14 protein-coding genes are annotated in these 14,994 nt (G+C 69.7%); 6 read left to right on the top strand and 8 right to left on the bottom strand.

The genetic code is table 11. The features are described 5' to 3' along the window. Positions 1–192 precede the first annotated feature (192 nt). Genes H4W31_RS43165 through H4W31_RS26925 form a run of 6 tightly spaced genes read left to right on the top strand, consistent with a single transcriptional unit; the run spans position 193 to position 6,820 of the window. Positions 193–1,506, top strand: coding sequence for an aspartate aminotransferase family protein (locus H4W31_RS43165; RefSeq protein WP_225947141.1), 1,314 nt, complete (start codon positions 193–195; stop codon positions 1,504–1,506). Continuing rightward, positions 1,500–2,519 (top strand): NAD-dependent epimerase/dehydratase family protein, encoded by a 1,020-nt coding sequence (locus tag H4W31_RS26945; RefSeq protein ID WP_318783425.1) that lies wholly within the window; start codon positions 1,500–1,502, stop codon positions 2,517–2,519. The genes H4W31_RS43165 and H4W31_RS26945 overlap by 7 nt, the downstream gene beginning before the upstream one ends. 26 nt (positions 2,520–2,545) lie before the next feature. Beyond that, positions 2,546–3,631 (top strand): UbiA prenyltransferase family protein, encoded by a 1,086-nt coding sequence (locus H4W31_RS26940; RefSeq protein ID WP_225945702.1) that lies wholly within the window; start codon positions 2,546–2,548, stop codon positions 3,629–3,631. Then, a complete protein-coding gene (locus H4W31_RS26935) occupies positions 3,628–4,641 on the top strand; it encodes a glycosyltransferase family 2 protein (protein WP_192769194.1) in 1,014 nt (337 codons plus the stop codon). Before H4W31_RS26940 ends, H4W31_RS26935 begins: the two co-directional genes overlap by 4 nt. Then, the gene (locus H4W31_RS26930; protein ID WP_192769193.1) at positions 4,638–5,696 is read left to right on the top strand and encodes a glycosyltransferase family 2 protein; all 1,059 of its coding nucleotides are present in this window, start codon (positions 4,638–4,640) and stop codon (positions 5,694–5,696) included. The genes H4W31_RS26935 and H4W31_RS26930 overlap by 4 nt, the downstream gene beginning before the upstream one ends. Further along, on the top strand, positions 5,693–6,820 hold the full coding sequence (locus tag H4W31_RS26925; RefSeq protein ID WP_192769192.1) for an endonuclease/exonuclease/phosphatase family protein: 1,128 nt from the start codon (positions 5,693–5,695) through the stop codon (positions 6,818–6,820). The genes H4W31_RS26930 and H4W31_RS26925 overlap by 4 nt, the downstream gene beginning before the upstream one ends. Positions 6,821–6,855: 35 nt before the next feature. Here the strand turns inward: H4W31_RS26925 and H4W31_RS26920 are convergent, their stop codons facing one another. From H4W31_RS26920 to H4W31_RS26885, 8 genes are all read right to left on the bottom strand, one after another. After that, positions 6,856–7,641 carry an ABC transporter permease gene (locus tag H4W31_RS26920; RefSeq protein WP_192768166.1) on the bottom strand — a complete coding sequence of 262 codons (786 nt, stop codon included), beginning with the start codon at positions 7,639–7,641 and terminating at the stop codon, positions 6,856–6,858. Further along, on the bottom strand, positions 7,641–8,474 hold the full coding sequence (locus H4W31_RS26915) for an ABC transporter ATP-binding protein (RefSeq protein WP_192769191.1): 834 nt from the start codon (positions 8,472–8,474) through the stop codon (positions 7,641–7,643). Before H4W31_RS26915 ends, H4W31_RS26920 begins: the two co-directional genes overlap by 1 nt. Positions 8,475–8,514: 40 nt before the next feature. Then, positions 8,515–9,606 (bottom strand): ABC transporter substrate-binding protein, encoded by a 1,092-nt coding sequence (locus H4W31_RS26910; RefSeq protein ID WP_192769190.1) that lies wholly within the window; start codon positions 9,604–9,606, stop codon positions 8,515–8,517. A 524-nt stretch (positions 9,607–10,130) separates the two neighbouring features. Next, positions 10,131–11,240: a zinc-binding dehydrogenase gene (locus tag H4W31_RS26905; protein ID WP_192769189.1), complete on the bottom strand. Its 1,110-nt coding sequence runs from the start codon at positions 11,238–11,240 to the stop codon at positions 10,131–10,133. 10 nt (positions 11,241–11,250) lie between these two features. Next, positions 11,251–12,747 carry a CoA-acylating methylmalonate-semialdehyde dehydrogenase gene (locus tag H4W31_RS26900; protein WP_192769188.1) on the bottom strand — a complete coding sequence of 499 codons (1,497 nt, stop codon included), beginning with the start codon at positions 12,745–12,747 and terminating at the stop codon, positions 11,251–11,253. Then, positions 12,747–13,913, bottom strand: coding sequence for a DODA-type extradiol aromatic ring-opening family dioxygenase (locus tag H4W31_RS26895; RefSeq protein ID WP_192769187.1), 1,167 nt, complete (start codon positions 13,911–13,913; stop codon positions 12,747–12,749). The genes H4W31_RS26900 and H4W31_RS26895 overlap by 1 nt, the downstream gene beginning before the upstream one ends. Then, a complete protein-coding gene (locus tag H4W31_RS26890; protein WP_225945701.1) occupies positions 13,906–14,148 on the bottom strand; it encodes a hypothetical protein in 243 nt (80 codons plus the stop codon). The genes H4W31_RS26895 and H4W31_RS26890 overlap by 8 nt, the downstream gene beginning before the upstream one ends. Beyond that, the gene (locus H4W31_RS26885; protein WP_318783424.1) at positions 14,145–14,993 is read right to left on the bottom strand and encodes an SDR family NAD(P)-dependent oxidoreductase; all 849 of its coding nucleotides are present in this window, start codon (positions 14,991–14,993) and stop codon (positions 14,145–14,147) included. The genes H4W31_RS26890 and H4W31_RS26885 overlap by 4 nt, the downstream gene beginning before the upstream one ends. Position 14,994: the final 1 nt, after the last annotated feature.

Here is a 14,994-nt window from a genome sequence, read left to right as displayed (position 1 = left end):
GGGTTGTCGGCTGGCAAGCGTTGCCTTACGTAATCCAGGTCGCGTCCAGTGCCGGTCCAGTCAAAAACCAACGCCAATCGATAGCGTCGCGGCATGTCCAATCTGGTCAGCCTCCAGGATTGCGAGCGGCTCACCGTTCGCGAGGTGCACGACCTCTATCGCCGGTACGTCAACTCCAGCCAGGTCAGCCTGATGACCTCGTTCGGGTTCGGCCGGGAATTGGTCGAAAGTGCCGAAGGCGCATATCTGGTGCTCCGCGACGGCCGACGCATCCTCGACCTCACCGGGGGCGTGGGCGTACTCAACCACGGGCACAACCATCCACGCATCCTGGCCGCCCGGGAGCGGTTCGCGCGGGATCGGCGGATGGAGGTGCACAAGACGTACTTCTCCCCCTATCTCGCGGCGCTCGGGCACAACCTGGCGCAGCTGCTCCCGGGCGACCTGCGGATGTCGTTCCTGCCCAACTCGGGTGCGGAGGCGGTCGAGGGCGCCGTGAAGCTGGCCTACAAGTACCACGGTGGCCGGCGCGGAACCATCCTCCGGGCGGACTGCGGCTTTCACGGAAAGCTCCTGGGTTCGGGTGGGCTGACCGGGCAGCCACAGTTCGATTTTCCCACCATTCCGGGCATTGCAACATTCACCTATGGCGATCTGGATTCCGTCCGTTCGGCCGTAGCGGCGCACGCCGGTGACGTCTACGCGCTCGTCGTCGAGCCGTTCAGCGCCTCCACCATTCAGTGGTGCGACGAAGATTTCCTCCGTGGCGTCCGTGAGCTGTGCGACCGGCAGAACATCGTGCTCATATTCGACGAGATCTACACCGGTTGGGGTAAGACCGGCAGCCTGTTCTACTTCATGCGATATCCGGGTCTCGTACCGGATGTTCTTACCACATCAAAGTCCTTCGGCGGCGGAAAGTCATCGATCTCTGCATTCGTCGCCCGGGAAAAGGTTTTCCGGAAGGCGTACGACAACCTGACCGACGCGCTCCTGCAGAGCACCAGCACCACGTACTACGGCATGGGCGAGGAATGTGTCACCGCGATCGAGGCGATCAACATCGTGGTGGAGGACGACTACCCGGCCCGGGCCCGCGAGCTGGAGCTGGTGCTGGAACCGGCGCTGGCCCGACTGGCCAAGGAGTTTCCGGACGCGGTGGGGCGGGTCGCCGGCGCCGGCGCGCTCTGGGGCGTACAGATCGACGGCGGGCCGAAGATCCTCGACCTGGTGTCCCGGCTCGCCCCCGCCGGGATGGCCAGGGACCCGAGGTTCAAGGCGAAGCTGGTCACCTGCGCGGTGATCAACGCGCTCTACCAGGACCACGACATCTTCACCTACTACACCCTCAACGGCCGCAACCCGCTGATCATCGGACCGTCACTGGTCACCGATCCCGCCGACGTACAGCGCGGCGCCGACGCGCTCGGCGAGGTGCTCGACCAGGGCCTGAGTCGACTCGTCACCCGGTTCGTCGCCCAGAAGGTGGGGTCCACGCTGTGGTGATCACCATCACCGGTGCCGCCGGGATGCTCGGCTCCCGGCTGGTCCAGCGGCTGACCGCCGACGGGCACGAGGTGCGCGGCGTGGACCTCCGTCCCGAGCCGGGCGTCACGGTACGCGGTGACATCCGCGATCCCGACCTGATGTCCCGGGCCACCGCCGGCGCGAACGTCGTGATCCACTGCGCGGCGGCGCTGCCCAGCTACCCCGCCGCGCAGATCCGGTCCATCGTGGTGGACGGCACGGACGCGGTGTTCGGGGCGGCGCGCCGGGCCCGGGTGGACCGCGTCGTCCACATCTCGTCGACCGCCGTGTACGGGCTGCCCCGGCAGGTACCGACGCCGGAGACGCATCCTCGGGAACCGGTCGACACGTACAGCGCGGCCAAGGCGACCGCCGAGGAGATCGCCGAGCGGCACCGGGGCAGCGGACTGCCGGTGGCCATCCTGCGACCGAAGACCTTCCTCGGGCCGGGCCGGATGGGCCTGTTCGCGATGCTCTTCGAGTGGGCCGAGGAGGGCCGGAACTTTCCGGTCCTGGGCCGGGGCGACGTACGGATCCAGATGTTCGCCGTCGACGACCTGGTGGACGCGGTGGTCGCCGTACTGGCCGCGCCGGACGAGCTGGCCGACGACACGTACAACCTAGCCGCGCGGCGGTTCCGTACCCTGCGCGAGGACTTCCAGGCGGTGCTGGACGCCGCCGGACACGGCAAGCGGGTCGTCGGCGTACCCGCCGGCCCGGCCCTGGCCGCGCTCGGCCTGCTGGAGCGGGCCCGGCTCTCCCCGGTGTACGGCCGGCTGCTGCACAAGCTCCGGCACGACTCGTACGTGAGCGTCGACAAGGCCCGGGACCGGCTCGGCTTCACCCCGAAACTGTCCAATCAGGACGCGATCCTGCGCACCTACGAGTGGTGGCGCACGCAGCGGCACCGGACGGCGCCGGTCCGGGGTGGCCGGACCAGCCGTGACCCGTGGCGGCAGGGCGCCCTGTCCCTCGCCAAGATCTTCTTCTGACTGGAGCCGATGGTGTCCTGGAGTCGATGGTGACCGCCGTCGAGGCTGCGGTCGAACGGGGCGTGGAGAGCGCGGTCGACCGGAGCGTGGTGGCCATGGTCGACGAGGGCGTGGTGGCCGTGGTCGACCGGGCCGTCGGGCCGGTGAGCGGGGCACCGGGCCGGGTGCTCGCCGCGATCGGCCAACTCGGTGCCCTGGCCCGGTACCTCCGCGCACTGGTCGGGCACCTGATCGCGCTGGCCCGCCCCGGTCACGCGGTCAAGAACCTGCTGGCCGTGCCGCTGGCACTGGTCGACGTGCCGCGGTGGACCGGAGCGGCGCTGCTGCGTACCGGCTGGGCCGTGCTGGCGTTCTCGGTGGCCGCGTCGCTGATCTACGTCCTCAACGACATCGCCGACCGCCGGCTTGACCGGACGCATCCGGTCAAGCGGCACCGGCCGATCGCCGCCGGGCGGATCACGGTGCCGGTGGCCGGACTCTTCGCGGCCGGGCTGGCCGGGCTGCTGACGACGATGGTGATCGCCGGACCCGACCTGCCGTGGTGGCCGCTCTTCGGCTACCTCGGGCTCAGCGTCGCGTACAGCCGGTGGTGGAAACACCTGCCGCTGTTGGACATCTGCGTGATCGCCGCCGGCTTCGTGCTGCGGGTCCTCCAGGGGTACGCGGCCAGCGGCGCGGCCCCGTCCGGACTGCTGCTCACCGCCGTCTTCAGCGGCTGCCTGATCCTCATCCTCGGCAAGCGGCGGCACGAACTCACCGTCGCCGGCGTGACGCACCGGCCCGCGCTGGCCGGATACAACATCCTGCTGGCCGACCACCTGATCGGGCTCAACGCCGCACTGACCAGCACCACGTTCCTGCTCTACCTGAACACCGACGCGCCGCTCGGCGCCTGGCGCCCGGTCACCCTCGCCGTGGTGGTTCCGCTCGGCCTGCTCGCCGCGTTCCGCTATCTCCAGACGGTGCTGGTCCGCGAGGCCGGCGGCGATCCCATCCGGGCCCTGCTCCAGGACCGGATGATCGTGGCCATCGCCGTCCTGATCGGCACCACCTTGACCGTGGCGGAGATCGGTGCCCGCTACCCGAACCTGCTGAACTGGATGGACACATGAACAGACCGCTCGTCTCGGTGATCGTGCCGAACTACAACTACGCTGGCGCCCTCGGCCTGTGCCTCGGCTCGCTCCGCGAACAGACCTATCCGGACCTGGAGATCATCGTGGTGGACGACTGCAGCACCGACGACTCGGTCGGGGTCGCGCGGTCGTACGGCGCCCGGGTGCTGCGTACCCCTCGGAACTCCGGACCGGCGGCGGCCCGCAACCTCGGCGCGGCGAACGCGACCGGAGAGATCCTGTTCTTCATCGACTCCGACGTGGCCGCGAAGCCGGACGCGGTGGCCAACGCCGTGGAACTGCTCGGCGCCGACCCGGAGATCGGCGCGATCTGCGGCAACTACGATCCGGTACCGCTGGTCCGGGACAGCCTGCTGGAGGAGTACCGCTGCCTCCAGCAGTCCTACTGGCTGATCGCCGACGAGGGCCGGATCATGACCCTGTACACCGCTCTGCTGGCGATTCCGGCCCGGGTCTTCGCCGAGGTCGGGCCCTTCAATCCGCGACTGCGGGAGACCGAGAACGCGGACTACGGCATGCGGCTGGCTCAGCGGTACCAGATCTGGCTCTCGCCCCGGGTGCGCGGCGTGCACGACCACGACCACGATCTGGGCGTTTTGATCCGCAAGGTGTTCACCCGGACCGCGCTGCACATCCCGATGTACGCCCGCAAGCCGGAGTTCCCCGGCGGGCTCAGCAGTGGTCCCCGGGCCTGGGTGAGCGTCGCCGCCCTGCTGACCGTGCTGACCGTGGCCCTGCCGCTCCTGCTCGGGCCGGCGTACCTCGCGGTGCCGCTGGTCGCCCTCGCCGCCTGCCTCGCCGGTGACCTGCCGATGTACCGGTTCGTCTTCCGGGAGCGGGGGACGCTGTTCCTGACGTACTTCGCCGCGATGCACTTCCTGCTGAACCTGGTGATCGCCGTCGCCGCGCTGTCCGGGGCGGTCGCCTGGCTCGCCTCACGCCGGTTCCGTGGACTCTACGACCGGCCGGAGGTGGCTACCCGATGACCCCGGAGAACTTCCCGGCGGGCGGAGGACCGCTGGTCTCGGTGATCGTGCCGAACTACAACTACGCCGAGTCGCTGGACCTGTGTCTGCGGTCCATCCTGGACCAGACGTACCCGGACATCGAGATCCTGATGGTGGACGACTGCAGCACGGACCAGTCGGTGGTGGTCGCCGAGGCGCTCGGCGTACCGGTGGTGAGCACCGGGGTCAACGGCGGGTGCGGCCGGGCCCGCAACATCGGCGCCGCACACACCCGGGGCGAGCTTCTCTGCTACGTCGACTCCGACCTCGTCCTGGCCCCGGACGCGGTGGCCAACGCGGTACGGCTGATCCAGGACGACTCCCGGATCGGCGCGGTCTGCGGCATCGAGGATCCCGAGCCGCTGCTGCACGACACGGCGGTGGCCCGATACCGTGGTCTGCAGTACCACTACTGGTCGATCAGCTCTGAAGGTGACGTGTCGTTCCTCTTCCCGGCCGTGTGCGTGATCCGGCGTGACGTCTTCGACGAGATCGGCCCGTTCAACCCGGCACTGCGGCACACCGAGGAGGTCGACTACGGCTATCGGCTGACCCGGCGCTACCGGCTGGTGCTCACCTCCGGGGTACGCGGCCGACACGACCACGACCACCAGCTACGCGGACTGCTCCGCAAGCTGTTCCACCGGGGTCGGCTCCGTATCCCGCTCTACGCCCGGGCCCGCCGGTTCGGGCAGGGCTTCGAGACCGCCGCCCGGGCCTGGGGCAGCCTGGCCGCGTTCGCCGTACTGCCCGCGCTGGCGGTGCCGGTCCTGTTCGGGGCGTGGGGGGCGGTCGTTCCGATCGCGCTGCTCGCCGCCTCGCTCGGCTTCGACGCCGGCATGTACGGCTTCGTCCGGCGCCGGCACGGCCTGCCCTTCCTGCTCTACTTCGCGGTACTGCACTTCCTGGTCAACGTCACCATCACGGCCGGGGTCGCCACCGGCGCGGTGCAGTGGCTGGTATCCCGGACCTTCCGGCAGCTCTACGACGCCTCCTTCCCGGTCGAGGGAACCGCGTTGCGGGGGACAGCGTGACGGTCTCCGCGCCGCAGGCCCGGGCTCCGGTCGACGTCGCGCCCCGGGCCGCTCCGCCGGCACGGCGGCGCGGCTGGCGGTGGTGGCTCTACACCGCGCTGGTCGGCGCGGCGGCGGCCTGGCTGGCGTTCACCGTGGCACACCTGGTGCTCAGCGGTCAGTGGTGGTTCTGGCTCGTGGTCGACGCGGTACCGCCACCGGCCTTCCTGGTCCTGCCGGTGCTGCTGGGCGTGGCCGCCGCACCCTGTCGGCGCTCGCGGTGGCCGGTGGCCCTGCTCGCCGCCGCCGCGCTGCTGCTGGGTGGGCCGCTGTCCGGGGTGAACGTCGCCGGGCTGCGCGGAGCGGACGGTCCCGCGCCCCCGGACGCGATCCGGGTCTTCAGCTGGAACACCGGGTACTGGGACGAGGGCGGGCAGACCGCCGCCATGCACGAACTGCTGCGGACCGCCGACGCCGACGTCTACCTGCTACAGGAGTACTGGTACGCGTACTCGTCGGGACCGGCCGAGTCCGCACTCGACCAGTTGCGGGCCGAGTTCCCCGGCTTCCACCTCGCGGTGGTCGGCGAACTGGTCACCCTGTCCCGTTTCCCGATCCTGCGGCGCATTCCGCTGGAGGCTCCGGACATGCCACCAGCGACGGCGGGCTCGGCCGAACACTGGCGGTACAAGGTGCTGCGTACCGACCTGGATCTGGGGCAGGGGCGGGTGCTGTCGACGTACAACCTGCACCTGCCGGTGCAGTTGTCGCCGGACCACAGTCCGCTGGACGGGGAGTTCTACCGGATCGTCCGGGAGCAGCACGCCCAGCGTGAACCGCAGTGGCGGGCCCTGGCCCGGGACGTGGCGGCCAACCCGAACCCCCGGCTGGTCGCCGGCGACCTCAACACCAGCCCGGCAATGGGTGATCTGGCCAAGATGCCGGACGGGTTACGCAGCGCCAACCACGCGACGTCGTCGCCCTTCCCCGCGACCTGGTCCGACACCTCGGGCTGGCCTCGCTGGTGGCAGTTGGACTGGGCCTTCGTCTCGGCGACGGTGCGGGTGCACTCCTATCGGATCGGCGGCGGGACCGGCGGTCTGTCCGACCACCGGTCCCAGCAGCTCGTCATCTCGACCCGGTAGTCGAGGCCCGGACGTCGAGGCCCGGACGTCGTCGGTTACTGCTTGGCGATGGAGTCGTGCCAGGGGATGACGAACCGCTTCGCGGTCGTCACGCACAGATAGAGAACCGAACCGAGAACCGACAGGACCACGATCACCGCGAACAGGGTCGGCGCGTCCAGAGCATTCAGACTCGACACCACCAGATAACCCAACCCCTTACTACCACCGAGATACTCACCCACGATCGCGCCGATCACCGCGAACACGATCCCGACCTCAGCACCAGCAAAAATGTACGGCAACGTAGACGGCAACTCCAGATTCCGGAACGTCGCCCACCGCGACGCCCCCAACCCCCGCATCACATCCCGATGACCACGATCCACCGACCGCACCCCCAACAACACATTCAACATGATCGGGAAAAACGCCAGAATCGCCGCCATCACAATCTTCGACTGCATCCCGAACCCGAACCAGATCACAAAGATCGGCACGAACGCCACCTTCGGCACCACCTGGAACGCCACCATCGCCGGCTGCAACGCCCGCTCCAACCACTGCATCCGACCCAGGACCGCCCCCAACGCCGTACCCACCACCAACGCGACCCCGAACCCGATCAACACCTCAAGCAACGTCACCCGAATATGCACCCACTGCGAACCATCGCTCAACATCGTCACCAACGCCCGCCCCGTCTGCGCCGGCGTCGGCAAAATAAACTCCGAAACCCCGACCACCGACACCGCGAACTGCCACCCACCCAGGAACAACGCCAACAAAATCGGCGAACTGATCCACGGCAGCAACCTGTTCAACCGCTCCCGATCCCCCATCAGGACTCCTCATCCAGTTCCACCCGCAACCCACGAACAATCCGCCCGAACTCCACACCCGTCTCAGTCTCCACCGACCTCGGCCGCACCAACGGCACCGACGTCACCGACCGGATCCGCCCCGGCCGAGGCGTCAACAACACCACCCGATCAGCCAGGAACACCGCCTCCGAAATCGAATGCGTCACAAACACCACCGTCGCCCCCGTCGCCGCATGAATCGACTGCAACTCAAGATTCATCTTGTCCCGCGTCAACGCGTCCAACGCACCGAACGGCTCATCCATCAACAAAATCGACGGCCGCGCACTCAACGCCCGAGCGATCGCCGCCCGCTGCCGCATACCACCGGACAACTCCCGCGGATACGCACCCTCGAACCCCCGCAACCCGACCAGCTCACACAACTCCTCCGCCCGAGCCACCCGAGCCTTCCTATCCACCCCCCGCAACTTCAACGGCAACGAGATGTTCTCCACGATCGTGAACCACGGAAACAGATTCGCCTCCTGGAACACCAACCCAACCTGCTTCAACGCCTCATCGTCCCGGCTCGCACCCTTCCAGATGCTCTGCCCGTTCGCCCGCACCGAACCCGCCGACGGCGGCAACAGACCCGACAGGATCCGCAACAACGTCGTCTTCCCACACCCCGACCGACCCACCAACGAAATGAACTCACCCCGCCGAATCGACAGGTTCACATCACTGAGCGCCTCCACCAGACCCAACCGCGCCTGATAAACCTTGCTCACCCCCGCCAACTCAAGCTCCACCGGCCCCAACTCCGGCCGCGGCGGGGAGTCCGCCGCGGCCGTACCGTCCTGCTGCACCGCTGCCCCTTGCCTCACGTCGTTGTAACCCGGAATCGCCTCAGGAGGCCTTCGGCGCGTAGTCGGCGTTCAGCCACTGCGACGGGTCCTTGCCGGCGGGAACGAGCCCGGACTTGACCATCACGTCGTACGTCGACCGCCAGGTGTCGGGATTGGTCTGCACGACCTTGTCGACCCCGTCCACGGTCCACGACTTCACGAAGAGCTTCAGCGCCTCCACCGCGACCCCCGGGTCCTTGAAGGACGGCACCTGGTGCTTCGTGCCGATCAGCCGGATCGTCTCCTTGAAGTCGTTCTTCTCGTCGTCGACCATGAACCGGATCGAGTCGGCGATCGCCTGGAGGAACCGACGGATCTGGTCCTGGTTCCCGGCCCGCGCCAACTGCTCCTTCGAGGTGGCGTACGCCTGGCTGCCGGCGGAGACCACCGAACTGGGCGCGAACGCCACGGCGTCCGGCTCCTGGGCCAGGACCGAGAGCGAGGTGTCCAGCGACACGATGTAGCCATCGATCCGGCCCGACTTCACCAACTCGAAGATGCCCGGCGCCAGCCCCACCACCTGTCGCTTGACCGACTCCCTCGGGATCCCGGCCGACGCGAGAACGAGGTCCAGGGTCTTCTCGCTGGTGCCACCCGTCGACGGCAGGCCCATCGTCACCCCACGGAAGTCCTCCGCCTTCGTCAACGGCTTCCGCTTGCTGGACATGAACCGCAGCAGGCCCTGCTTCTCCACCCCACCGAGGTTCACCAGCGGAGCGTTCTTGTCGGAGATCGCGGTGATCGTCTCGATGTCACCGAGCTTGGTCAGCAGCGCCGAACCGGCGATGACCGTCTGGATCGCCGGCGGGGAGCCCTGGGTCGCCTCGAACTGGACGTTCAGTCCGTGCTTGGTGAAGTGTCCGCCGGTGTCGGCGAGCAGTTCGGGTGCGTTGGAGATGCTCGGCAGCGGAATGACACTGAGGAACGTCAGGTCCTTCGATCCACCGCCGGAACCGTCGCCGCCGGAGTCGGAATCGTCGCCGCACGCGGCCAGCAACGGCACGCTGACCCCGAGGGCGACGGCGCCGAGGAATGCGCGTCGACTTTGCTGGAGCGGCAGGAGCCCACGGTTGCGGGGAGCCGAACTGGCCATTCGCTGTCTCCTATTTTTCTGGTGCCCAGGAAGGGGCGGCCAGGCCACCGGATCCGGTCACGGTCACCGGACGCCACCGGTATCGTGGCGGAAGATCCGGGCAGCCCTGCTGGTTTCGCGGCAGGTTACGGCCGTCGACTGCGGCACCGGCCACCGTCAACGGTGGTGCTGAGCGTCTTCCACACGCAGTTCAGGTTCATACGCGACGCGTTCACGGTTGTATCTGGTGTTGCCGCCGTCCCTGATCGTGTCGATAACTGTTGCGAATTCCCCGACACCCCAGGTCGACCTGGACACTGACGCCGCCGTAAGACGTTACGTCCAGGTAAAAATATGGAACCGTCCCCGACAGGTCGATACGCAAATGACGGGCCGACATCGCCACGCCGGGTCGGTCCCGCTACGTCATTTGACTCGTACCCGGAAAGCCGTCCCGCAGTGCCGTGCCCCGCCGACGGGCCGAAAGCCGACGGGAGGCCGGGACCCGGCCAGGCCCCGACCTCCCGTACCCGGTACGGGTCGGCTCACCCCAGGTCGCGGACCTCGATCACGGCTCGGCCGACGATCTCGCCACGATCGAGCGCCGCGTACGCCTCCGCGGCGTCCGCGAGCCCGTACCGGCGGGTGATGACCTGTCCGGGGCGGACCAGTCCCTGTGCCACCAGCCGCAACAGCGCCGGCATGTCGGTGCGAGCCCGGGCCCCGTAGGAACCGAGCACCCGCAGCTTGCGGCGCACCAGCCGGGTGATGTCGATCCGCCCGGTCACCCCGGCCGGGGCGATGCCCACCATCACCGCCCGACCGCCGTCGCCGAGCAGGTTCAGGGCCAGTTCGAAGGTCTCCGGCCGGCCGAGCACCTCGAACGCGACGTCGACGCCCCGGCCGCCGGTGATCTCGGCGATCCTCGCCGCGACGTCCTCGGTCTCGGCGTCGACCAGATGGGTCGCGCCGAGTTCCGCCGCCGCCGCCAGCTTCTCCGGGCTGCGGTCCACCGCGACCACGGTGGTCGCCCCGGTGGCGCGGGCGAGCTGCACGATGTTGGAGCCGACCCCGCCGACCGCCACCACCGCCACGGTCTCGCCGAGCCGCAGCTCGGCCACGTTGTGCACCGCGCCGTACGCGGTGAAGACGCTGCATCCGAGCACGGCCGCGTCCACCAGGGACAGGTTGTCCGGCACCCGGAAGACGTCGGTGGCGGGCACGACGACGTACTCGGCGAGGCCGGCCATCGAGTACATCCAGATCGGCGTTCCGTCGGCGCGGGCCAGCCTGGTCCGGCCGTCGTAGAGTGTGCCGTTGAGCCGGTTGTGCGCGAAAAAGGTCTCGCAGAGGTCCTCGTGCCCGCGCACGCAGTGCCGGCAGGTGCCGCACGGCATGATGAAGCTGCTGGCGACCCGGTCCCCCGGGGCGAAGCCGAGGACGCCGGTCCCGGTACCCCGGACGATCCCGGAGACCTCGTGCCCCAGCACGCAGGGCGTCGGGAACGCCACCTCCCCCTTCATCACGTGCAGGTCCGTGTGGCAGACGCCGCACGCGGCGACCTCGACCAGCACCTCTCCCGGTCCCGGTTCCGGTCGGGGCAGCTCCTCCAGGCGCAACTCCCCCGACGGGCCGTTCAGCACCACGGCTTTCACAGGTAACCCTTCATCTGGACGTCGGGAAGCTCAGCGGCGCGGCCTCGGTGGCGCCGGAACGCGGCCAGCGCGTCGTCACCGCCTTGGCCCGGGTGTAGAAGCCGACCCCCTCCGGGCCGTGCACGTGCCGATCCCCGAACAGCGAGTCCTTCCATCCGCCGAACGAGTGGTACGCCATCGGCACCGGGATCGGCACGTTGACCCCGACCATCCCGACCTGGACCCGGCGGTGGAACGTCCGGGCCGCCTCTCCGCTCGCGGTGAACAGCGCGGCCCCGTTGCCGTACGGGTTGGCGTTGACCAACCGCAACGCCTCGTCGAGGGTGTCGACCCGCAGTACGCAGAGCACCGGGCCGAAGATCTCCTCCCGGTAGGCGGCCATCTCCGGGGTGACCCGGTCCAGTACGCAGGGCCCGACGAAGAAGCCCTCCTCGTGTCCGGGTACCCGCAGCCCGGTTCCGTCCAGGACCAGTTCGGCGCCGGCCTCGACGGCGGTACCGACGGCACCGAGGATCCGCTGCCGCGCCTGCGCCGAGATGACCGGCCCCAGTTGGGAACGCTCGTCCCGGCCGGGGCCGACCGGCAACTGTCCGGCGAGCGCGCTGATCCGCTTCAGCAACGGCTCGGCGGCGGTTCCCACGGCGACGACCGCCGAGATCGCCATGCAGCGCTGGCCGGCCGACCCGAAGCCCGCCGCGACCAGTTGCTCGGCCGCGAAGTCGAGATCGGCGTCCGGCAGCACCACCGCGTGGTTCTTCGCGCCGCCCAGGGCCTGGACGCGTTTCCCGGCCCGGGCGGCCCGCTCGTGGATGTACCGGGCGATCGGCGTCGATCCGACGAACGAGACGGCGGCCACGTCCGGATGGTCGAGGATCGCGTCGACGGCGACCCGGTCGCCGTGGACCACGTTGAAGACCCCGCTCGGCAGTCCGGCCTCGGCGTACAGCTCGGCGACGAGTCCGGACGCCGACGGGACCCGTTCGCTCGGTTTGAGTACGAAGGTGTTCCCGGTGGCGATGGCGACCGGATGCATCCACATCGGCACCATGGCCGGGAAGTTGAACGGGGTGATCCCGGCGACGACGCCGAGCTGCTGGCGGAAGGTGAACGCGTCGACGTCGCTGGACACCTGGTCCGAGTAGACGCCCTTGAGCAGTTCACCGATTCCGCAGGCGAACTCGACCACCTCCAACCCGCGCTGCACCTCGCCCCGGGCGTCGGAGAGGACCTTGCCGTGCTCGTCGGTGATCAGCCGGGCCAGATCTCCGGCGTGCCGGTCCACCAGGTCGCGGAACCGGAACAGCACCCGGGTCCGGGCCGCGACCGAGGTCTCGGCCCAGCTTTCGGCCGCCACCGCGGCGGCCCGGACGGCGGCGTCCACCTCCGCCGGCCCGGCCAGGGACACCTCGGCGCGCTGCTGGCCGGTCGCCGGATCCCATACCGGTGTGGTCCGGTCGGAGGAGCCGGCCGACCAGGCCCCGCCGATCCAGTGCCGGATCGTGGCCATCACCGGCTCCCGGCGCCGGATGCCGGGGCGGTGCCCGGGGCTGGTGCGGCGTTCTGCTGTTCCAGCGCCACGACCTGCCGGGCGGAGAGCGCGAGGAGTGGATGCGCGCCGACCGCCACGAGTTCGTCGAAGCCCTCCGCCAGCAGCGCCCGGCGTTCCGGGTCGGTCAGCGCGGCGGCCCCGACGACGGCGGCCCGGTCCCGGACGAACTCCGCCCGGAAGCCGGGATTCACGATGATCTGGTGCAGCAGCTTGTTCAGCGCGAAGCTGCTCGGTTCGGGAAACTTGTACCAGCGGTAGTCGTCCTGGGTGAAGACGTGCCCGCCGTAGCGCGGAACCGTCGGCTCCGGCGCCGCGACCGCCGGAGCGAGCGGCGGGATGAGCTGTACGACGCCGTGCCCGTGATGGGACAGCGCCTGGTACGACAGCATCGAGGCGGGCATCTCACCGGTGATCCCGAGCATCACGAACCAGGTCAGCAGCTCCCCCTCCCCCACCTCGTCGAGCTGCACCGGGGTCAGGTCGAGGAGTTCCTGCCAGCGGCCGGCGCCGACCTCCTGCAACACCCATTCGTCGAACGACAACTGCGGGTCGTGGTAGCGCGCGGTGCCGGGGAAGTGGGACATTCCGCCGCTGGCCAGCACGGCGACCCGTTCCGGCCGGGACGCGAGGACGTCGGCGATCGCCCGGCCCAGCGCGTAGCAGCGGCGTGGGCTCGGCAGCGGCGGCAGGTAGACGTTGACCAGCAACGGCACCACCGGGATCTGCCGGTCCTGCAGGACGTACTGCAACGGGGTGAGGAAGGCGTGCCCCAGCGTGCCCTCCTGGGAGAAGGTCATGTCGAAGTCCCGGGCCACCAGCCCCTTGAGCAGGTCCACGGCGATCTCGGTGTGCACCGGCACCTTCCGGTGCACCCGCCCGGCGTAGTCCGCCTCGGCGTGCTCCCCGACGAAGACGGTGAAGGTCGGCGCCGCGCCGAGCCAGAACGTCTCCAGGTGGTCGAGGCCGATCACCAGCAGGACGTCGGGGGACGTCTCGTCGAGTACCCGCCCCAGCCGGTGCAGCGCGTCCGTACCCCGGTCGAGCTTCTCCAACTCCTCGTTCTGCGGCCGGCTGATCAACTGCGGCGCGTGTACGGCGGCCGCCGCCGCGACGATCTCAGCCATGGTCCCTCCCGGATCTGCCCCTCATGTCACAGTCCTCCTGTCGGTCGTCGTGCCCCACCGGATGGGCGTCGAGCCAGTCCCACATCGCCACCGGATCCGAGTCGTGGTGCCGTGCCCCGCAGAAACAGGTTCCGGTGAGCGTGGTCGACCCGGGGGTCCAGGTGGCGGAGAAGATTTCCGTTGCCGTCGCGACGGGCTCCCGGAACCGCGTGCCGTCGTCCTGCCGGGTGGTCAACGAAGCAGCCCTCCACCGTCGTACACCAATGTCTGGCCGGTCATCAACGCGGCGTCGTCGGAGGCCAGGTACGCGACCAGCCCGGCGAACCGCTCCGGCGTCACGTACTCCTGGATCGCCTGCTGCCGCATCGTCGCCTCGAACACCTCGGCGGTGGAGTGCTGCGCGGTGCCGGGCGTCTCCACCTGGGCCGGTACGGCCGCGTTGACCGTGATCCGGTCCGCACCGAGTTCCCGGGCCAGCACCCGGGTCATCCCCACCAGCGCGCCCTTGCTGGCGACGTAGGCGAGCTGCCCGGGGCTGCCGGTGAAGAAGGTCCGGGACGCCACGTTGACGACACGTCCCCGGTGCGGGCTCGCCCGGAGGTGGTCGAGGCAGGCCTGCACCATCAGCAGTGGCCCGACCGCGTTGACCTCGAAGTACCGCAGCATCTGCGCGCTGGTCGTACCGGCCATGCCGGCCCGGCCGGAGAGCAGGCCCGCGTTGTTCACCAGCACGTCGACCGGACCCAGCCCGGCGGCGACCGCCGCGACCACCTCCGCCACGGCGTCCGGGTCGGTGACGTCGCAGCGCCAGGCCCGGAAGGCCGGTGCCGTGGCGTCGGCGGCGGCCGGCTCCCCGGCCCCGACCGCCCGGGTCGTCTCCTCGACCGGCAACACGTCCAGCCCGGCCACCAGGGCGCCCTCGTCGAGCAGCCGCCGCGCGATCGCCCGGCCGAGGCCGCCGGCCGCACCGGTCACCACCGCGACCCGGCCGCACAGCCGGTCCGCTACCCCGTTTCCGCGCCCGCCCCGCTCCGCCTCGTCCCGGCCGACCCCGGACCCGTCCCGGCTGGCTCCGGACACG

The organism is Plantactinospora soyae (assembly GCF_014874095.1).
Lineage (GTDB): Bacteria > Actinomycetota > Actinomycetes > Mycobacteriales > Micromonosporaceae > Plantactinospora > Plantactinospora soyae.
The sequence above is the reverse complement of the archived record's forward strand: the minus strand, read 5'-3'. Positions and strand labels throughout refer to the sequence as shown.